Annotated in this window: 18 protein-coding genes; 17 read left to right on the top strand and 1 reads right to left on the bottom strand. The window is 58.8% G+C overall.

Annotation, left to right across the window (positions count from 1 at the left end; genetic code table 11):
- Window positions 1-122: 122 nt before the first annotated feature.
- From NCR40_RS17020 to NCR40_RS16985, 8 genes are all read left to right on the top strand, one after another.
- On the top strand, window positions 123-1,667 hold the full coding sequence (locus NCR40_RS17020) for a Rieske 2Fe-2S domain-containing protein (protein ID WP_250510054.1): 1,545 nt from the start codon (window positions 123-125) through the stop codon (window positions 1,665-1,667).
- 78 nt (window positions 1,668-1,745) lie between these two features.
- Window positions 1,746-2,744 (top strand): PDR/VanB family oxidoreductase, encoded by a 999-nt coding sequence (locus NCR40_RS17015; protein WP_250510053.1) that lies wholly within the window; start codon window positions 1,746-1,748, stop codon window positions 2,742-2,744.
- Between the two features lie 200 nt (window positions 2,745-2,944).
- Window positions 2,945-3,778 carry an ABC transporter substrate-binding protein gene (locus NCR40_RS17010; RefSeq protein WP_250510052.1) on the top strand — a complete coding sequence of 278 codons (834 nt, stop codon included), beginning with the start codon at window positions 2,945-2,947 and terminating at the stop codon, window positions 3,776-3,778.
- 46 nt (window positions 3,779-3,824) lie between these two features.
- The gene (locus NCR40_RS17005; RefSeq protein ID WP_244829669.1) at window positions 3,825-4,541 is read left to right on the top strand and encodes an amino acid ABC transporter permease; all 717 of its coding nucleotides are present in this window, start codon (window positions 3,825-3,827) and stop codon (window positions 4,539-4,541) included.
- 14 nt (window positions 4,542-4,555) lie between these two features.
- Window positions 4,556-5,206: an amino acid ABC transporter permease gene (locus NCR40_RS17000; RefSeq protein WP_244829670.1), complete on the top strand. Its 651-nt coding sequence runs from the start codon at window positions 4,556-4,558 to the stop codon at window positions 5,204-5,206.
- Window positions 5,203-5,943, top strand: a complete 741-nt coding sequence (locus tag NCR40_RS16995; RefSeq protein WP_244829671.1) for an amino acid ABC transporter ATP-binding protein — start codon at window positions 5,203-5,205, stop codon at window positions 5,941-5,943. Before NCR40_RS17000 ends, NCR40_RS16995 begins: the two co-directional genes overlap by 4 nt.
- A gap of 14 nt (window positions 5,944-5,957) precedes the next feature.
- The gene (locus tag NCR40_RS16990) at window positions 5,958-6,719 is read left to right on the top strand and encodes an IclR family transcriptional regulator (RefSeq protein WP_250510051.1); all 762 of its coding nucleotides are present in this window, start codon (window positions 5,958-5,960) and stop codon (window positions 6,717-6,719) included.
- Between the two features lie 428 nt (window positions 6,720-7,147).
- Window positions 7,148-8,977: a serine aminopeptidase domain-containing protein gene (locus tag NCR40_RS16985; RefSeq protein WP_250510050.1), complete on the top strand. Its 1,830-nt coding sequence runs from the start codon at window positions 7,148-7,150 to the stop codon at window positions 8,975-8,977.
- On the opposite strand, the gene NCR40_RS16980 is transcribed toward NCR40_RS16985, so the two are convergent.
- Window positions 8,965-9,489, bottom strand: a complete 525-nt coding sequence (locus NCR40_RS16980; protein WP_350029305.1) for a nucleoside deaminase — start codon at window positions 9,487-9,489, stop codon at window positions 8,965-8,967. The two genes, NCR40_RS16985 and NCR40_RS16980, sit on opposite strands and share 13 nt — an antisense overlap.
- A gap of 131 nt (window positions 9,490-9,620) precedes the next feature.
- On the opposite strand from NCR40_RS16980, the gene NCR40_RS16975 reads away from it, so the two are divergent.
- The 9 genes from NCR40_RS16975 (at window position 9,621) to NCR40_RS16935 (ending at window position 20,628) form a co-directional block, all read left to right on the top strand.
- Window positions 9,621-11,789 carry an NHL repeat-containing protein gene (locus NCR40_RS16975; protein WP_502800992.1) on the top strand — a complete coding sequence of 723 codons (2,169 nt, stop codon included), beginning with the start codon at window positions 9,621-9,623 and terminating at the stop codon, window positions 11,787-11,789.
- A gap of 213 nt (window positions 11,790-12,002) precedes the next feature.
- Entirely contained in the window at window positions 12,003-12,698 is a 696-nt protein-coding gene (locus NCR40_RS16970; protein ID WP_244829674.1) for a GntR family transcriptional regulator, read from the top strand.
- Between the two features lie 51 nt (window positions 12,699-12,749).
- Window positions 12,750-14,018, top strand: coding sequence for an S-methyl-5-thioribose kinase (mtnK, locus tag NCR40_RS16965; protein ID WP_250510049.1), 1,269 nt, complete (start codon window positions 12,750-12,752; stop codon window positions 14,016-14,018).
- A 16-nt stretch (window positions 14,019-14,034) separates the two neighbouring features.
- Complete coding sequence (gene mtnA, locus NCR40_RS16960; protein ID WP_250510048.1) at window positions 14,035-15,114, top strand: S-methyl-5-thioribose-1-phosphate isomerase; 1,080 nt, start codon at window positions 14,035-14,037, stop codon at window positions 15,112-15,114.
- Entirely contained in the window at window positions 15,111-15,782 is a 672-nt protein-coding gene (locus NCR40_RS16955; RefSeq protein ID WP_250510047.1) for an L-fuculose-phosphate aldolase, read from the top strand. Before mtnA ends, NCR40_RS16955 begins: the two co-directional genes overlap by 4 nt.
- 64 nt (window positions 15,783-15,846) lie before the next feature.
- Window positions 15,847-16,959 (top strand): sugar ABC transporter substrate-binding protein, encoded by a 1,113-nt coding sequence (locus NCR40_RS16950; protein WP_250467035.1) that lies wholly within the window; start codon window positions 15,847-15,849, stop codon window positions 16,957-16,959.
- A gap of 74 nt (window positions 16,960-17,033) precedes the next feature.
- A complete protein-coding gene (locus tag NCR40_RS16945; protein WP_404989422.1) occupies window positions 17,034-18,578 on the top strand; it encodes a sugar ABC transporter ATP-binding protein in 1,545 nt (514 codons plus the stop codon).
- The gene (locus tag NCR40_RS16940; RefSeq protein WP_244828172.1) at window positions 18,575-19,576 is read left to right on the top strand and encodes an ABC transporter permease; all 1,002 of its coding nucleotides are present in this window, start codon (window positions 18,575-18,577) and stop codon (window positions 19,574-19,576) included. Before NCR40_RS16945 ends, NCR40_RS16940 begins: the two co-directional genes overlap by 4 nt.
- 41 nt (window positions 19,577-19,617) lie before the next feature.
- On the top strand, window positions 19,618-20,628 hold the full coding sequence (locus NCR40_RS16935) for a dihydroxyacetone kinase subunit DhaK (RefSeq protein WP_250510046.1): 1,011 nt from the start codon (window positions 19,618-19,620) through the stop codon (window positions 20,626-20,628).
- Window positions 20,629-20,630: the final 2 nt, after the last annotated feature.

The following is a 20,630-nucleotide window of genomic DNA, read 5'->3' as shown; positions in this document are numbered from 1 at the left end:
ACAACGCAGCGGTCCGTCGCTAATCTTTGTATACAGAGTACGGAGTTCGGTAACCGGAGTTCGGACTTCAACTATCAAAAGCAGCGGACCATATCCATCCCCACATCAGGACGAGACTCTCCATGACAATCAAATCAGACAAGCTGGAAGGGCAGAAGAGCAGTGGCGGCGCCACGCCCGCCGTCAAGAAGCTGATTCCCTTCGGCGGGTACTACACGAGCAAGGTGCCGGGCCACGATCCGGAGTTGACCGAGACCGGTCCCGGCACGCCGATGGGCGAGTACATGCGCGCGTTTTGGCATCCCATCTGCATGTCGATCGAACTGACCGATACTCCGCGTTACCTGAAGATCCTCAACGAAGAGCTCGTGGCGTTCCGTGACGGCAGCGGAAGGATTGGTGTGCTGCACGCGCATTGCGTGCATCGCGGCGCATCGCTCGAGTACGGTGCCATTCAAGAACACGGCATCATGTGCTGCTATCACGGCATGGTGTTCGATGTGGATGGCGCGTGTCTTCACGTACCGTTCCCTAAGGGCGAAGAAAAAGAGGCCGAGAAGTATGCCTGTTCGATTCGTCAAGGCGCTTATAAAGCCGTCGAACGTAACGGCCTGGTGTTCGCTTATATGGGGCCGCCCGAGAACGAGCCGCCATTCCCTGAATGGGAAGGCGACTACACGGTGCTGCCCGGCGATGAACTCGTTCCCTACAGCAACTTCCAGCATTGCAACTGGCTGCAAGTGCAGGACAACGCCGCCGACAACTATCACCCGACCGCGCTGCATGCGGCCAAGAACGTCGTCAATGGCAACTTCCAGGGCACGACGTTCGATGAAGTCGGCGCGGCCTCGATGGAAGTCGCTCCCGATATGCATTTTCAACCGGTGCAGCAAGGCCGAAGCCTCGCTTGCGCGGGCGCGCGCCGCGTGAACAAGGATCGTCTCTTCGTGCGTGTGCAGCATCAGGTGCTGCCGAACTTGAGTCTGCATGCTTATACGTCGGAGGACGGTTCGAAGAAGAAGCTCTTTAGCCGCTTCCATATCGTGCGCTGGACCGTGCCTGTCGACGATCAAAACAGCAAGATGATCGGCTGGCGCGTGATGGGTCCGGGCATCGACACACGCGGTGTGGGCAAGAAGGAAATGGTCGGCTACGAGTCGATCGACTTTCTCGAAGGGCAAGTCGCCATGCGTCGTCCAGAGCGCTTCGGCAAGTACAAGATCGAAGATATCGTACCGATTCCGCCGAACCATCGCGAGCGCGAGACTTATAAGGAAGCGCAATACGCACCGGGCGATTACGAAGCGATCATTTCGCAGCGGCCCATTGCCGTGCACGCGCTCGAGAATCCGACGAAGTTCGATGCGGGCCTCTTCCTCTTCCGCAAGATGTTGCGCGATGCGGTGCGCGGTTCGAACCCGGCGGCATCTGCGCAGAATTTCGCCGATTGGTTTCGCGAGAACGCCGGCTCGCCCAACAGCTTCTGCTCGGGCAACGTGTTCGAAATTCCCGAGGGCAAGACCGTTGAAGAAGAAGTCACGCGTCGTCGCGCCGTCACCAAGAAGATCGTCGCCATTCTCGCGCAGAGCGAGACGATGAAGGGTGATGAGCGCGCTAACTTCGTGCGGCAAAGCCTCGAGGAACTCGAGCAATCGATGAAGCAATAGCGGCTTATGGCGAAGGCGCTTTGACCAATGCCGAGCGCTTTCGCAATCCCGCCGCTCATCGATCGAGGAGACGCAACCATGTCGACACAACCCATATCAACCGACCGCCAGGCACAGACGCTGCAATTGATGGTGCGACAAGTCCGCTTCGAAGGACGCGGCATCAACTCCTATGAGTTCGTCGACCCTGAGGGACATGCATTGCCGCCGTTCACGGCTGGCGCGCATCTGGACATCCATCTTGCAGGCGGCGTGATCCGTCAGTATTCCATCTGCAATGCGCCGCGCGAACGGCATCGCTATGTGATTGCCGTTCTGCGCGATGAGCGCGGACGCGGTGGCTCGAAAGCACTGCACGAGCAACTGCGCGTACAGGACATCGTGAAGGTGAGTCTTCCGCGCAATAACTTTAGTCTCGTCGATGGCGCGCGTCGCGTGTTACTGATCGCAGGCGGTATCGGCGTCACGCCGCTCAAGGCGATGGCGCATGAACTGGACGACGCCGGCATCGACTACGAGATGCATTACTGCACCAGGGACGCAAGCTGCGCCGCGTTTGCCGACGAGTTCGAATCGATGCGCGCAAGCGGAAAGCTGCACCTGCATTTCGATGGCGGCGACCCGGCCACGGGCCTCGATCTGCGCCGGTTGCTCGACGCGCCGCGCGAAGGCGAGCATGTGTATTACTGCGGCCCAGGCGGCTTCATGAAGGCATGCGCCGATGCCGCCGGACACTGGCCCACCGGCACGGTGCACTTCGAGCATTTCAAGGCGCCGGAGCGCAATCTCGACGATGAAGCCGCCAACGATGCACTTGACAGTTTCACCGTGCGCATTGCGAGTACGGGACAAGAGATCGAGGTATCTAAGGACGAAAGCATTGCAGACGCGTTGGCACTGGCAGGCGTACCGATTGAAACCTCTTGTTGCGCAGGTCTATGCGGCACCTGCAAAGTGCGCTATCTCGAAGGCGAAGTCGAACACAACGACTGCATTCTCGGCGACGACGAAAGGACCGAATTTCTCACGGCGTGTGTATCGCGTGCGACGAGCAGGGTGCTGGTGCTGGATCTTTAGCAAGCGCTTGAACCACCACGAAGGGCAGACAAAGAAATTTGTCTGCCCTTTTTCTTTGCGAGCGTCTAATCCATCCGCGCGTAAACCCGCTTGCCTCAAGTTTTTTTTAGTGGAAGACTTGCCTCCCATCTGCCGTGTCGGATACGTGTCCGATATATCGGACAGGCCTCAAACGAATGTTCCTCTTGCGAGGTGCACACATGAAACTTGTTGGAGAAAGCGCGCGCTTTGCTCGTTGGGTTGCAATTGCCGGCCTTGTCGCGTTGGCAGCCTGTTCGAAAGTCGAAGCACCAGCGCAGGATGGGGCGGCAAGCTCAATGCTTAAGACCGTTTTGCAACGCGGCACCTTGCGCGTAGGCGATTGCTTGAGCTTTGCGCCCTTCGGTTTCTATAACAAGGACGGCCAGCCGGACGGCTACGACGTCGATCTCGCTAAGGAACTCGCTAAGCAAATGGGCGTAAAGCTCGAAGTGGTCAACACCACCAGCGCCAACCGCATTCCAAATCTGCAGACGAGTAAGGTGGATGTCGTGTTCTGCAATTTCACTCGCAATCTCGAACGGGCCAAGGAAATTGCCTTTACCAATCCGTACGTGGTGGCGAGTGAAGCGCTGCTGGTCAAGAAATCGAGCGGGATCAAATCCATCAAGGACATGAGCAACCGCACGATTGCCACCGTCAAAGGCTCGACCAACGGCGACGAAGTGCGCTCACTCAACATGCAGGTGAAGATTCAGGAATTCGACAGCTCGCAAGCCGCCATTCTCGCCGTCAAGCAAGGCCAGGCTGACGCGATGATCGAAGACAACAACTTTCTCGCATACCAGGCATCGCTCGATCAGGAACTTACCGTCACTGACGAAGCCCTCGTGCCGCTTGAATACAACGCGTTCGGCGTCAAGGCCGGCGATCAGGTCTGGCTCAACTATCTGAACCTGTTCCTGTTCCAGATCAACGCGTCCAAGCAGAACGCGCAGCTCTATAAAAAATGGTTCGGGCAAGAGCCGCGTTTCCCGCTCAACCCGCAATATTAATTTGACCGTGACGCCGGTTGCGTGACGTCCAACGTGAGGAAAAATTATGGGCTATGAATGGTTGACGCTTGCTGGCTATTTCAGCGACTTCCTGCATGCCGCATGGCTCACGCTGCAAATCACGCTGCTGGCGTTCATTCTGGCAATGGCGCTCGGTCTTTTGACGGCGCTTGCAAGCGGGTCCAAGAGCCGCGTGCTGCGCGGAATCGCAAGCGTTTATATCGAAGTCATCCGCAACACGCCGGTCCTGCTGCAGATATTCATCGTGTTCTTCGGCTTGCCGTCCCTTGGCATTACGCTCGATGCTTATACAGCAGGCGTGATCGCACTAGGGGTGAACGTAGGCGCTTATCTGGCGGAAGTGTTTCGGGCGGGCATCCAGTCGGTGCCCAAGGGTCAGCTCGAAGCGGCATCGATTCTCGGACTAGAGCGCTCGCAGATCTTCACGCAAGTGGTCTTGCCGCAAGCGGCACGCGCTGTTTATCCGGCTATCGTCAACAACCTGATCCAGCTTTTGCTCGGCACGTCGCTGCTTTCCGCGATTGCACTGCCCGAGTTGAGCGGTACGGCGACCGTCATCAATTCGCGTACGCTGCTTTACGTACAGACTTTCACGGTCACGCTTCTTGCCTATCTCGTGCTCAGCAACCTGCTTTCCTGGGCTGCAGGGCAGATTGGCTTGAGGCTCTTTCACCCGCCGCTCGTCATCAGGAAGCCTTCGCGCCGATCGTTCATGCTGCGCCGTCCTGCCGCGCGCACTTAATCGGAGAGCGAGACATGTCGAGCGATTTATTGACGACGAGCCTGTCGATCCTTTTGCAAGGGCTCTTGATGACGCTGGCCTTGTCGGCCGCGTCGATCGTGGGCGGTACGGTGATCGGTCTTCTGGCCGCCGTGCTTCGTTCTTTCGGGCCTTGGGGCACCGACAAGATTGCAAGGCTCTACACCGAACTCTTCCGCGGCACGCCAGTGCTCATCACACTGATGTTCATCTATTTCGGCGTGTCCTACTTCGGCTATGCCATCGATGTCTTTGCCGCCGGAGTCGTCGGCTTGAGCGTTTATCAAGGCGCGTATATCGCCGAAGTATTTCGCTCAGGCATCGAGGCGGTCCCTAAAGGACAGTGGGAAGTCTCGCAGATTCTCGGTCTCTCCAAAGCGCAAGCGTTCTTCTCCGTAGTCTTGCCGCAGACCGGCCGGATCGTTTTGCCACCGCTGGTCGGGCAATATCTCTCGCTTATCAAGGACACGTCGATCGTTAGCATGATCGGCATGTCGGAGTTGATGCACGGCGGCCAGGCGATCGTCGATCGCGTGGGCAAGCCAGTCGAGATTTATGGCCTCGTCGCCATACTGTATTTCATCGTGTGCTTTCCGCTGTCGCAGTGGGTGCGCCGTCACGACCGTAGAAGGAGCGTGCTGTCATGAGTGAAGCGTCGATCATCAACCTCGCGGGCGTGAGCAAGTCGTTCGGTGCCACGCAAGTGCTGCGGGAGATCAATCTCGATGTGAGGCTTGGCGAAGTGCTCGTCTTGATCGGCGCATCGGGCTCCGGCAAGAGCACCGTGTTGCGTATCATGAGCGGCCTTGAAACCGCGGATGCGGGCGAAGTTTGGGTCAACCAGGTGCCGCTGCACGATGCACGTCGCGCTAAAGAAATTCGTGGACATGTGGGCATGGTGTTTCAGCAGTTCAATCTGTTCCCGCACAAGACCGCGCTCGGCAATGTCACGCTTGCACTCATCAAGGCGCGCAAAATGAGTCCCGCCGATGCCAAGAAGCGCGCCATGGATGCGCTCGACCGTGTCGGCCTCGCCGATCGTGCGACGCATTATCCGAGTCAATTGTCGGGCGGCCAGCAACAACGCGTGGCCATTGCACGCGCACTCGCCGTTGAGCCAGGCATCATGTTCTTCGACGAGGCGACTTCCGCGCTCGATCCGGAACTCGTCGGCGAAGTGACCGAAGTCATGCGCGGACTGGCGCGCGATGGCATGACGATGGTCGTGGTCACGCACGAAATGGGTTTTGCGCGCAAGACGGCGGATCGTGTGGTGTTCATGGACAAGGGCGTGATTGCAGAGCAGGGCGCACCCGAGCAAATCTTCGTGAATCCGCAGAACGAACGCACGCGGCAGTTTCTGCATCGCGTGCTGGATCATTGAGCGGAGCCCGGCCGATGTCGACAGTGGAAACGTCGCGTGCGCGCGGGGTGGATCGGGTCGTGGCGATCATGAAGCAATTGCATCTAGCTCGCAGGCCGCTCGCGATGCGCGAATTGATCGAAGCGACTGGCGCGCCGCGTTCGAGCATCTACGAACTGGTCGCAATTTTAAGCGAGGCGGGTCTACTGGAAGCGGGCCCCGACGGCAGCATCTTCTTTGGCCGGGAGATGCATTACTACGGCTCCGATTACGCGGTGCACAACGATCTGATCAGCCGCGCGCATCAGTCCATTCTCGCGCTCGTGCGCAGCCACGACGAGACCGCGCAACTGTGCATGCTCGAAGGCGACAAATATACGGTCGTGCTTTCAGAAAACAGTTCTCGACCTTTCAATATCAGTTCGGATATTGGCGTTAAGGTCCCCATTCCCTGGACGGCATCGGGCAGGCTGCTGCTAGGTCATTTGAGCGGCGACGCAATTCGCGCGCTCATTCCTGATGAAGACTTCGTTCTGGACAACGGCAAGCGAGTAAATTTCACAGACTTCCTCGCCGATGTGGAACGCGCAAGGGAGCAGGGCTTCTGCTGCACGACAGGCTTGTCGCATACGTTTCGCTATTGCATGGCCGCGCCCGTTCGCGATCGTTCTGGTTTGGCCGTCGCGGCGCTCTGCTTCATGACGAGTCGCGACACCGATCCAGAGAAACGCGATCTCATGCTTGACGACCTCATTCGCTCGGCACGCGCCTTATCGCAACCTCATAGGCGGGGATGACTCGCCGCTTTGCGAAAAGCCAAAGGCAAAAAAATATAAGCAAACCCTAAAAAGCTCTGTGCGATGCCGCGCGGATTGTTTGCAGTTAAGCGCATTTGCCAGACAAGACATCATGCACCCCATGCAATGATCGCCAATAGATAGTCCGTTTGAACAAAATTCGCGTCGGCACATCGCAAGTGCTAAGCGGGCTTAATATAATTGGTGACAAGTAACCCTCGCTGCATGGCGGCGCAAAGCCCGGAGAGAAGCTTTGCGCAACGCCCGACTAGGACTAGCTGGAGTCCCGTGTCGATGGGAATAGCACTTGCTGCCCGTTCCCTTTGTGCCTGCAGTTGTCCAAGCATAATAATGACGCATGCAGGCTGGCGGTTTCGAAGGCACTCCTTGCTTACGTCTGAACACCGCCAAAGACGAGGAAAATACAAATGAGACCGGTGGTTTTCGGCAAAAGATTCGGATGGCTGCACGCAGGCGCCGGCACGCGCGGCGTCGTTCTCTGCAACACCTATGGCCACGAATATGTATGGACTTATAGCGGCCTGCGTCACCTGGCAGACGCTCTTGCGGCCCGCGGCTTGTGGGTCTTGCGCTTCGACTATCTCGGCACGGGGGATTCAGCCGATCTAGAAGCAGGACAAGATCTGTTCGATTCGGCGGTGGATGACATCGGTTCAGCCGTCGATTTCCTCAAGGAACAGACGGGTATCGAACACGTCACGCTAGCGGGCTTTCGGGTCGGTGCCGCGTTCGCTTTGGCTGCGGCGCTCAAGCGTCCCGTCGACGATCTCGCCTTGCTTGCGCCAGTCGTGAGCGGACGCACCTATATCCGCGAACTCGGCGCGGTGCGCAAGACCTGGCTCGACCAGCTCGCACCGCCCCTTCGCGAAGCGCAACCCAAGACTGGTCCGCTCAACGTGCTGGGTCAGGTTTATGACGATGCCTTTAGAGCCCGACTGGAAAAGATCGATCTCGCGTCGCAAGTGAAAAGTGCGGCTGATGCGCCCGCCAATCGCGTATTGCTGATGCACGCACGAACGAGCTCGAAAGACCCGCTGCTGGATACGCTCAGTGGGCTTGGCGTCGATACGCAGACACAACCCTTTGAAGATTTGCTCGGCTTCATTCAAGAGTCGGCATTCACGGTATTGCCCAAGGCTGCTTTGGCAACGGCCACTGAGTGGATTGCAAACGGCGCGCTCGAAGCAGGCCCCGTTAATACATCGGCTGCGGCACATGACGTGTGGCCGGATCTCGTCATCGAAACGCCGGAGGCTGTCGAGCGTCCCGTGCGAATGGACGAACAAGGACTCGTAGGCGTGCTGTGCGAGCCGCGTCATGGTGCAGCGCGTGGCCCAGTGTTTGTCATGACGAATACGGCGGCGAGTTCACGCGTAGGCGATAGCCGGCTTTCCGTGCGGATTGCACGCGAGCTAGCATCACGTGGTATTGCTTCATTGCGGTTCGATGCACGCGGCCGTGGCGACAGTCCGCTTCCTTCGGGCGATGTGCAGTCAGACACGCCCTTCGGCAGAATCTATAACGTGGTCGCAACCGAAGACACTGGCGTCGCCGCGCGTTGGTTGTCCCGGCAAGGCTACAAGACGATCTATGCGTTCGGCATTTGTTCAGGTGCGTATCACGCTTTGAAGGCAGCAGTCAGCGAGAGCGTTATTACCGGCGTGATTTCGGTGAATATCCCTACGTTCAAGCGTCCCGAGGACAAAACGCCCGAAGCGTTGCGCGAATCCACACGCAACTCCATGGCGGGTTATGCGTTCTCCATGCTCGATCCGCAGAAGTGGAAAGCCATTTTGCGCGGCGATAAGAATCTGCTTCGCGTAATGGGCTTTATCGGCGGCTATATGCTCACGCGTGCGCGTTCACGTGTCGTCGATGTATTGAGGCTCGACAGCCTGAGCAAAACGCCGCCCGAGCAGGCCACTACACCCATGCCGATCATTCGCGCGCTCGACGCTAGAGGCGTGAACACGGTGCTGGTCTACGGCGCCTACGATGCGGGCCTGGACTTGCTCGCCGCGCATTGCGGCAAGCTGGGCGCCCGACTCAAGCGGCTTCGTTCAGTGCGTGTCGCAACTTACGCCGATGTCGATCATTCGTTGTTCAATGCCGCAAGTCTTCCGCAAGTGATCGCGTTGTGCGAGTCGGTCATCACGCAGACGAATGTGCAGACCGAAGTTCCAGGCGTGTCGCAACAGCGAAACCATAGCAGCGCACTGACCGATCAACGCGTTTGATGCTTCTGCATATAAGCGACATGTAGTGCACGCACGCGTTCTGCAAGATCGTCGACGGGGCCATCCACGATTGCTCCGTCGATCACCTCTTCAATGGGCAACGCGCGAACAGGGCCGGTCCCAGCACCGAGTTCCTCACGCCAGCGCGTGAACTGCGTAGTCGAACTCGCATAGACGATTCGCCCAAGCCCCACCCATGCATGCGCCGCCGAACACATCGGACAATGCTCACCCGATGTGTAGACCACGGCATTCTTGCGCGCGGGCTCGCTCATATTTTCCGCTGCCCACTTTGCAATAGCGAACTCAGGATGCAAGGTCTTGTCGCCCGTGCTGATGCGGTTACGATCCTCAAAGAGCACGTGACCGTCGCTCGCCACCAGTAGGGAACCAAAGGGTTCATCGCCTTGGACGAGCGCTTCTTTAGCCAGTTCGATGCATCGTTCGAGATGTTTCCTGTCCACGCTATCTATCATTCGACCTCTCCGTTGTTTGCTCGCCTTCTTGAACATTGAACACGCCTCAATAAACCGGATTCAAGCATTCGTACCGACCGCCGTTAAGAAGAAAACAGGCCTTTTCCTTCATATCATTAGGGTCGTAACTCGATTTCGCTTTGCAGCGGTTTGCCGGGGTGCAAGTGATGAACGTTTCATGTTTCCTAGCGGTATGGCTAATGGTGTTCAGCCTTGCCAGCGGCGCGCGCGCGGCTACGTCGCCGCTCAATTACACCACGTCCTGGATAGGCAACACTTTCGGCTTCGGCGATGGCAAGTGGATGCAGCAGGACATACAAGCCATCCGCGTTGCACCGGACGGAACCGTCTATACCAATAGTCCGTGGGATGAAAGCGGCGCCGAGATCGCGGCGTATCGCAATGGCGACCGAATCGCGGTGGCGGGCGCGACGCATGGTTGGGGCGCGGCGGGCGGCGACGCCATTGCATCGAACAGCACATACCTCTATGCGGCGATGTCCATCGGCAATCAAGGCGGTGGCCTCGTCGGCGCGGATTATCCGCCCAACGGTTATACGTGGTTCGGCATTACGCGACGCACGATCGCCAACATCGCCAAGGGCGCGTCTTTTACGGGCGGCGCCGGCAACAGCGCGAATGCTACCAAGAACAGTTTCCTGATTGTGGCGACTGTGCCGGCCGGAACGGACGCGGGCATTCGCGGCCTGGCCGCTAACGATAGCGAGCTTTTTGTTTCCGACGCGTCGAGCAATCAGATCGTCGTGTTCGATGCCAACACGATGAGGCGTAATCGCGCGTTCAACGTGACATCACCGGGACGCATGGCACTCGATATAGACGGCACGCTTTGGGTCATTACAGGCACGTTCAACGGACACCCCGCCATTGCACATTATTCGACGACAGGCGCGATACTCGGCGGCGTGCCGATACTCCCCATAGGAACGATACCCGCGGATATCGCGGTCACTCCATCGGGTGATCTTTATATCGCGGATAACGGCGTGGGCCAGCAGATCTTGCCTTTCCGAAAGAACGCGGCGCTAACTGCGGTCGGCACGCTCAAGGGCGTGAATCATGCGACCGCTGGCACGATCGAAGCAGGGCGCTTCAACTCGGTCACGGGTATCGGTTTCGATCAGGCCGGCAATTTGTACGTTGGACAAAACGGCGAAGGCCCGCGAGCTTTGAACTCTGCCTCGGTGGGAACGGGCGCGGTGCTGCAGGCTTTCAAAGGCGTCACACGTTCTATTACATGGGAACTGGACGGTCTCGTGTTCGTCGATGGCGCGAGCTTCGATCCCGGCGCGCCGAACACCATCTATACCGGCTCGAAAGTCTTCACGATGGACTGGAGCAAGGCGCCCGGCAAGCAATGGACGTACACGGCGCATACCGTGGACCGCTTCACTTTTCCTGATGACCCTTCGATTCACTTCGGACGCGCGGTGCGTGGCCAGCCGATGGTACGGCGCCTGAACGGCAACCGGCCGTATCTATTCACGCTCGATCCATATTCGCATCAGCTCTATGTGCATCGCTTCGACGCCGCGCACGGTTATACGGCAATACCATCGGTCATGTTCGCCGAGTCCTATATTTCAGGCGGTTTTCCAGCGAATCAACCGGCTTATGGCGAATGGATGTGGCGCGACATCAATGGCGATGGCCATCTCGACACGAGCGAATTCATAGGCAATCCATCGACGGGGAGTCTGATAGGCAACAGCTTCATCTGGGTCGATTCCCTTGGCAACGTATGGTTCGGTACCCCGACGAGCGGCATACGAGAAATGCCGCTGCAGGGCTTCGATGCCTTGGGCAATCCGCTTTACACCTATGCATCGGCGAAGACTTATACGATGCCAGCGCCTTTCACGCGCATTGGCCGAGTGCTTTACGTGCCTGAGACCGACACGATGTATATCTCGGGCTTCACGCAAACCATTCCCTATGATGCCGCGCGCTGGAAAGAGGCCGGCCCATATCTCGCGCGTTACGACAACTGGACTCGCGGGCCGCGCGTCATGACCTATCTCATCGCGCTCCCTTGGGACACGACGACCAACCCCGTAATCACGCCCGTGGGACTTGCGACAGCGGGCAATTACCTCTTTGTCGCGGGCCTCTTTACGCAGAAGGTGTATGTGTACGACGCGCGCACCGGCGCACACGTTGGCTGCATGTCGCCGGGCGCGAACGTAGGCTGGACTAGCGGCTATGTCGATGTGGAACTGGGTATCAGCGCCACGCTAAGGGCCAATGGTGAATACGACATTCTTTTGGAAGACGATGCACGCGCCAAGATTCTGATGTACCAGTGGAAGCCATGAATTCTTGGCGCAGTGCAACGCGCCAACAAGTCAGATGCGGCAAGCAAATGATTATGGCCTTGCTGCAACCGCATAGCCGTTTCATCGTTATCGCCAGCTATTTAGCCTACAAAATATCCAAGGGAAAGTCCTAAGAAAAACATCTGATGTCTGATGTATATTTGACTGCATGCTACCTAAGAGAGCAACATGCGTCTAAGCGTAGAGCGCTCAATGAGCGACAAGATTCAAGAATCGCTTTTGACTATGATCCGTGAGCGCAAGCTCAAGCCAGGCGATCAGATTCCTACGGAACTGGAACTCTGCGAATTGCTCGGGGTAGGCCGTTCGAGTTTGCGTGAAGCCGTTGCTCAGATGATCTCGCACGGTCTGCTGTCTCGGGTACAAGGTCGCGGCACCTTCATCAGACAAATTTCGCTGAAGTTGCAGGGTGGTCTGGATGATCTGATGTCCGTAACCGACATGATCAAGAGCGTCGGCGCCGTGCCTTCAACGAGTCGCATACAGATGGATACCATTGCGGCATCGGAGAGCTTGGCAGAAAGACTCGGCATCGAGCTTGGGGCGCCGTGCGTACGTATCGAACGCGTGCGCCGCGCGGACGACGCCGTAGCCGCCTATTGCATCGACACCATTCCGAAGACGCTCTTCGATGCAGCGGACGGTGAAGTCGGCGAATCGCTTTTTGGCATGTTTGCGCGCACGGGCCGGCGTCTGTCGCATACGCATACGTCAATACAGCCGACCATCCTCACGCCGCGCGATCTGCCGGAACTCGGAGACGGCTTCGGTTTGTTTCTCCTGCTGGACGAAGTGGATTTCGATCAGAGCGGGGAACCGCTCTGCTATAGCAACGACTACTACAACACGAGCATTTTCAAATTCGATCTGGTGCGCAAGCGTCGCTAAGACAATCTTGCGTTTAGACGCGCACCAGAAGCAACATCGGAGGAGACACCGATGGAGTTCGAGGCTTTTACCGCAAGCGAGCTTGCCGCGTATCTCGGCGCAATTCCCGAGATACGTGCGCTGCTTGGCGAGCCGCACGATCTGGAAGTGGCCGAAGTCGGCGACGGCAACCTGAACTATGTGTACTTCGTGACGAACACGAAGGCGCCGGAACGCAGCGTCGTCGTCAAGCAGGCGCCGCCTTTTTTAAGACTAGTCGGCAAGACGTGGCCGTTGTCGTGTCAGCGCATGGAGCATGAGGTAGCGGCGTTACGCCGCTTCGGTGCGCTATGTCCGCGGCATGTGCCGAAGGTGTATCACGCTGACGGCAAGCGCTTTCTGATGGTGATGCAAAGGCTTGCCTCGCATCGCATTTTGCGGCAAGGCCTGATGGATGGCGTCGTCTATCCGAAGCTCGCCGCGCATCTGTCGACGTATCTTGCGCAAACGCTTTTCCACGGGTCCGATCTGTTTCTTGCGCCGGACATCAAGAAAGAGGCCATGAGCGCGGCGGTCAATTCCGAGCTGTGCAAAATCACCGAGGACCTCGTCTTTACGTTTCCTTTCGAAGATCATCCGTCGAACGTGTACAGCGCCGCATTGCCTGCGTCATCGCTTGAACGACTGAGGACCAGCGAAGCGTTGCGCATTGCCGCGGGCGACATGAAATGGGCGTTCATGAATCACGCCGAGACCTTGCTGCATGGCGATCTGCACACCGGCTCGATCATGGTCAACGAAGACGAAACCTTCGTGATCGATCCGGAATTCTCGTTCTACGGACCGATGGGCTTCGATATCGGCGCGGTGCTCGCAAACCTGCTGCTCGCGTATTTTTCGCGCGACTGGCATGGCCGTATAGACGATCGAGATCCTTCCGGCTATCAGGAATGGTTGCTCGTTCAAGTGGCCGAGGTCTGGAATGGCTTTAGCGCGCAATTTTTAAAGCTGTGGCGCGAGCACGAAAGCCGTAGCGAACGCGGCTTTATAGGCGGTCACGCAGAAGCGCGATCTGTCGAAGGTTATCGCACGCACTTCATGCGTCGGCTGCTAGCGGATACGCTCGGCTTCGCTGGCTGCAAGATGATTCGGCGCATCGTCGGCATGGCGAAGGTCGCGGACATCACGCGCATTCCAGATGCTCAGGCGAGGGCGCGTATCGAAGTGCGCTGTCTGCGTTGCGCGGAAGACCTGCTGGTCAAGCGCGCGACGCTTGGCAGTATCGAACAGGTCGTCATGCTTGCGCGCGAGGTTCAGCGCGAAACAATCACACACGCATAGTCCACTCGGAGCTTCCATGGTTGCGCAGTCCTTGTTCCCCACGCTTGCCCCGACGATCGAATGGCGCGATGGCGATCTCCTGCTGCTCGATCAGACGCGCCTGCCGCATAAAATCGTGGTGGAGCATGTCGCCGATGCAGCCGCCGTCTGGCGAGCCATTCACGAATTACGCGTGCGGGGTGCGCCCGCCATCGGCGTCGCGGCAGCATACGGATTGTGCGTCGCCATGCAGGACGCGCGCGACTTGCCCTTGACGCAATTTCGTGCCGAGCTTGAACGGCGCGCGGGCTGGCTCGATACCGCGCGCCCCACGGCGGTGAATCTGAGTTGGGGATTGAGACGCATGCTGCAATGCGCGCGCGCATGCAACGCAAGCGACTCGAAGGCGCTTTACGAAGCTTTGGTGGATGAGGCCAAACAGATTCATGCGGAAGATCAGGCGCTATGCGAAGGTATCGGCATGCATGGTCTGCCGCTTATCGAACCGGGCAGCGGCGTGCTCACGCATTGCAATGCAGGTGCGCTTGCCACCACAGGCTTAGGCACGGCCACCGCGCCGATCTATGCCGCACATCGCGAAGGCATTGCGTTCAAGGTGTTCGCGGACGAGACACGGCCGCTTTTGCAAGGCGCGCGCCTGACCGTGTTCGAACTGCAGCAGGCGGGCGTGGATGTAACGCTGATCGTGGATAGCGCGGCCGCGTCGATCATGTCGCATGGACTGGTGGACCTCGTGATCGTCGGCACGGACCGGGTTGCGGCAAATGGCGACTTCGCCAACAAGATCGGCACACTGAGCGTGGCCATCGCAGCGAATTACTACGGCATACCGTTCTACGTGGCTTGTCCTTCGTCCACACTGGACTTCCGCACACCGACCGGCGCGCAGATCGAGATAGAAGAACGTCGTGAAGAAGAGGTGACATCGCTTGCAGGGCAACCTATTGCGCCGCGTGCCATCAACGCGCGCAATCCCGCATTCGATGTCACGCCGCATGAACTCGTCACGGGCTTCATCACGGAGCGCGGTATCGTGAAAGCGCCTTTCGAACGTTCGTTGCGTGGTTTCTTCGCAGCCGAAGGTAATGCCGCATGAGCGCGGTGGATGAAGGCGCGCTGCGCCGGGGTATTGTCGAGACCTCGCTCGAAATGGAGCGGCTCGGCATCAATCAGGGAACCTCGGGTAACGTCAGCGCGCGCTTCAACGACGGCTTTCTCATCACGCCCAGCGGCGTTCCTGCGCGTGAAATGCACGAAGACATGATGGTGTGGCTGCCGTTAAATGTCGGTGATGACGCGAGCGTGCTGCGCACGGCTCGCCCGTCTTCGGAATGGCGCATTCATCGCGACATTCTTCGAGCACGGCAAGACATGCACGCGGTCGTGCATACGCATTCCATAGCGGCCACGGCGCTTGCCATTCATGGACGCGATATTCCCGCTGTGCACTACATGGTCGCGGCCGCCGGCGGACATTCCATTCGCTGCGCGCCTTATGCGCGCTTTGGCACGCAAACTCTTTCCGATCACGCTTTAGCCGCGCTTCTGAACCGGCGTGCGTGTCTGCTCGCGCATCATGGTGTGATCGCGCTCGGCACCGATCTTGCGCGCGCCGTGTGGCTCGCGCATGAAGTGGAAGTGCTTGCCAAGCAATATCTTCTCGCCTGTCAGTTGGGTGCTCCGCCGCTTCTTTCGGAGGAGCAGATGGATGAAGTGTTGGAGAAGTTCAAGACTTATGGCAAGCGCGACAAGAAGGATTCTTAGCGCGCTTGCCTTGAGGAAATAGTCGTTTGCATCGTAATGAATAAATCCTACAACGGAGACAGCTATGGCCTGGAATTCAGCAAGATTCGACGGATGGGGCACGTTCGGCAAATCGACCGGCGCGGTTTTTTTATGCGCGGCGGCCGCGCTTAGCGGTTGTTCCAAGAGCGACAACAGTTCGACCGCCAGCAGTTCGGGCGCGAGTTCGAGCGAAGCCGCGAGCGCTCCCGCAAGCGCACCGGCGCCGGCCGCTGCCGCGGGCGGCAAGGCGAAAATAGGCTTTTCGATTGCAACGCTTAACAATGCGTTCTTTGTCGGGCTCAAGGCCGGCGTGGAGAAGGGCGCCAAGGAGCAAGGCTTCGATCTCGTCCAGACCAATGCCAATGGCGACGCGCAACAGCAAGTCAACGACGCCATCAACTTGCTGAGTCAAGGCGTGACTGCCCTCGTGCTGAATCCTATCGACTCCAAGGCCATCATTCCGGCTGTCGAGAAAGCCAACTCGATGAACATTCCGGTCTTCACGCTCGATCGTGGGTCGGATGGCGGCAAGGTAACTTCGTTCGTTGCGTCGGATAACGTCGCGCTCGGTCAAACCGGCGCCAAGTGGATTGCCGATCAACTGACCAAACGCTACGGTTCGGCTAAAGGGAATGTGGTGGATTTGATCGGCCTTGTCGGCACGACCGCCGCCACCGACCGTGAGAAAGGCTTTAGCGACGAAATGGCGAAGTATCCCGACATCAAGGTGGTTGCGCGTCAGGAAGGCGCATTCGATCAGGAGAAGTCGCTTAACGCGATGACCAATATCCTGCAGAAATATCCGCAAATCGACGCGGTATTCGGCGCCAACGACGACAACACCGTGGGTGCGGAAAAGGCTATCGACAATGCGGGCCGCTATAAGCCGCTCGGCGATAAAGCGCACATTCTCGTGATCGGCGCGGATGGCACGGCGCAGGCGCTTTCCGCCATTCGCTCGGGCAAGCAGGACGCGACCATCTCGCAGAACCCCATTCAGATGGCCGCCAAGTCGCTGCAGTTCATCGCGGACTACAACGCCAAGAAGGACGTTCCGGCGAATTATGCCTGGCCGACTTTACTCATCGACAAATCGAATATCGATTCGGATGAGACCAAGAAGTACGGGCTGTGGTCAGAGGAAGTCAAACAGTAAGGCAAGCCGCGGGCACACGCTTAAGACTTCAAGCGTTCAAGCGTTTGAGCTCTAGCGCGTTGCCCGCTAACGGAATGCACGACATGACAGTCGAAACGGAAGCGCAAGCGCAGGCGCCGCTCGAAGCGTCCGCGCCGCTATTGCGCATGCAAGGCATCGTCAAGAGCTTTCCTGGCGTCAAGGCGCTGCGCGGCGTCAGCCTCGAACTGCGAACGGGCCATGTGCTCGCTATCGTCGGCGAGAATGGCGCGGGCAAATCGTCGCTCGTGAAGACCTTGTCTGGCGCGTATGAGCCGGACGAAGGCACGATCGAGATCGACGGCGTACCGCTTGCGCGCGGCACCAACGCGGCGATCGATGCAGGCGTGGCCGTGATTTATCAGGAGCTCTCGCTGATCAACGACATGACGGTCGCGGAAAATTTATTCCTTGGCCGCATGCCTGCAAGGAACGGCTTCGTCAAGCAACGCGAGGCCAACCAGCTTGCGCGCGAAGCGCTGGATCGCGTGGGACTCGACAACGTGCCGCCGTGGATGCGCCTCGGCGATCTGCCGCTCAACAAGAGGCAGCTCGTGGAAGTAGCAAAAGCCGTGGCGCGCGATGCCCGAATCCTCGTCATGGACGAACCCACGGCCGCGCTGCAGAGCCAGGACATCGCCAATCTTTATGCCGTGGTGCGGCGGCTGCGTGCCTCGGGCATGGGCATCATCTTCATTTCGCATCATCTGGAAGAGGTGTTCGAACTCGCCGATTCCGCCGTCGTGATGCGCGATGGCGCGACGGTCGGCGCGCGTCCGATGTCGCAATGGACCGAAGCCGAACTCGTGCAGGCAATGGTCGCGCGCAATCTCGAATCGTTCTATCCGTGGGAGCCGCGTCCTTATGGCGATGTCGTGCTCGAAGTGCGCAATCTCGCTAGCGCGCCGTTGCTGCGCAATGCGAGCTTTACGGTACGCTCGGGCGAAATCCTGGGCATAGCGGGCATTGCCGGGGCAGGACGCACGGAATTGCTCAAGACGATCTTTGGCGCGCTGCCCGCAACCGGTGGCGAGATTTTCGTGAAGGGCAAGAAGGTCACGAATCATTCGCCCACTCAAGGCGTGCGTCACGGCCTCGTTTATACCTCGGAGGACCGCAAGCTCGAAGGGCTCGTGCTCGATGCCAACATCGAAGAGAACATCGCACTGTCGAGCCTTAAAGCGCTTGCGAGCGGCGGCTTCGTGAGCCGCGCCAAGAAACGCAAGCTGGCGCAGGAAGCAAGCACGCGCTTCGGCGTTCGCTCGTCTTCGGTGTTGCAGATCACCGGCACGCTTTCCGGCGGCAATCAGCAGAAAGTCATTCTTGGCCGCGCAACGGCGACAGCACCCGTGGTCATCATGCTCGATGAACCCACACGCGGCATCGACGTGGGTGCGAAGACCGAAATCTACGCACACATGGTGTCGATGGCGCGTGCGGGCGCAGCGGTCGTCATGGTGAGTTCCGAGTTGCCGGAGTTGCTCGGCATGTCGGATCGCGTGCTCGTGATGTATCGCGGCAGCATCGTGACGGAGCTACGGCGCGACAAAGCGGACTCTGAAACTGTCATTCAGTGGGCTACAACAGGAGCAGGCGCATGACCTCCACGGCAGCCAACCGCGAGGACTCGGAGGCGCTCTCGCGCCGCGTGATTCGCCAACTGAGGAGCGGCATCGGGCCATTGTTTGCCGCACTCGTCATCATCTGCATCGCCTTGTCGATTGCATCGCCCGAGTTTCTGACGACCAGCACGCTCACCAACATCATGGTGCAGGTCTCGGTGGTGGGCATTGCGGCGGTAGGCGGCACGTTCGTCATCATCACGTCGGGGATCGATCTGTCGGTCGGATCGCTCGTTGCGTTGAGCGGCATGGTCGCGGCCACGGTCATGGCAGGATCGAGCCCAGGCGCCGTCGGTCTCGGCGTTGGAGGGTTATGCGTCGCAATTGCGGTCGGGGCCGCGGCAGGCGCGCTCAACGGCCTTGCCGTGTCGTGGTTGCGCCTCGTGCCCTTCATCGTCACGCTCGCGATGATGGCCATGGCGCGCGGCCTCACGCTCGCCATATCCGATGGCCGCACGAAGTTCGATTTCCCCACCGCCTTCACGGCCTTCGGCGCGAAGACCGTCGCGGGCTTGCCCATGCCGATGATCGTCATGCTCGTGATCTTCGCCATAGGCCATGTGCTCTTGCGCAAGACCACGTTCGGGCATCAGGTCTTTGCAGTCGGCGGCAATCAGGAAGCTGCGCGTCTTGCCGGTATTCCCGTGCGCCGCGTGGTTTTTTTCACCTACATGCTGGCCGGCGTAACTGCTGCCATCGCTGGGATCGTGCTTGCCGGACGGCTCAATTCCGCCTTGCCGTCCGCGGCCAACGGACTCGAATTGCAGGTGATCGCCGCTATCGTGATTGGCGGGACATCGCTTGCGGGTGGACGTGGCTCGATCGTGGGCACCTTTATCGGCGTCGTGCTGATCGGCGTGATCAACGTGGGTTTGTCGCTACTCGGCGTGAATCCCTTCTGGACGCAATTCATTCAAGGTGGGGTCATTTTCGCGGCTGTCTTGCTCGACGCGCTTAGTCAGCGGCGCAAGCGTTAGACGTGTTCTTGCAACGCACCCTAAAACCGGAGGAGCACAACATGAAGAAAATCATTAACCAGCCCGATGTCTTCGTCGATGAAATCATCGAGGCTTTGCTTATCGCTCATCCCGCGTGGATCAAGAGCGCGACGGACGACAAACGCGCGCTCGTGCGCAAGGACGCGCCCAAGGAAGGCAGAGTGGGAATCGTGACAGGCGGCGGCTCGGGACATTTGCCCGGCTTTCTCGGGTACGTCGGCGTGGGGCTTTGCAGTGGCGTGGCCGTGGGCAACGTGTTTTCATCGCCCTCGGCGGAACAGATATTCGAAGCGACCAAGGCAGTGGATGGCGGCGCGGGCGTGCTTTACGTATACGGCAACTATGGCGGCGACGTCCTGAATTTCGACCTTGCCGCCGACTTGGCCGAACCCGAAGGCATCGACATCAAGACAGTGGTGTTGACCGACGATGTAGCATCCGCGCCGAAGGAACGTGCGGCCGACAGGCGCGGCGTCGCGGGCATGTTGTTCGCGTTCAAATGCGCGGGCGCCGCCGCTGAACGCGGCGATTCGCTCGATGAGGTCACGCGCATTTGCGCCAAGGCGAATGCCCATTGCCGGACCATGGGCGTGGGCCTCTCGCCGACGATACTTCCCGCGGCAGGCAAGCCGACCTTCACATTGCCCGATGGCGAGATGGAAATCGGTATCGGCATTCATGGCGAACCGGGAACGCATCGCGGCAAGCTCGAAACGGCCGATGCCATCGCCGAGCGGCTTATCGGTCAGATTCTCGGCGATCTGAGCGCGCCTAAGGGATCGAAGCTCGCGATACTTGTGAACGGCCTCGGCGCGACGCCGCTCGAAGAACTGTATTTGCTGTATCGCCGTTCCTCGCAACTCATCGCCGATCAGGGCCTGAAAATAGCGCGCTCGTATGTCGGCGAATACGTAACGAGTCTGGAAATGGCGGGGGCATCGATCACGGTAGTGCTGCTCGACGACGAACTCGAAGCGCTGCTCGAAGCGCCCGCGAGTTCGCCATTTTTCCGCGACGGCACCGCATCGTAAGA

Source organism: Caballeronia sp. GACF4 (assembly GCF_023631025.1).
Classification (GTDB): domain Bacteria; phylum Pseudomonadota; class Gammaproteobacteria; order Burkholderiales; family Burkholderiaceae; genus Caballeronia.
This window is presented reverse-complemented; position numbering and strand designations above follow the sequence as displayed.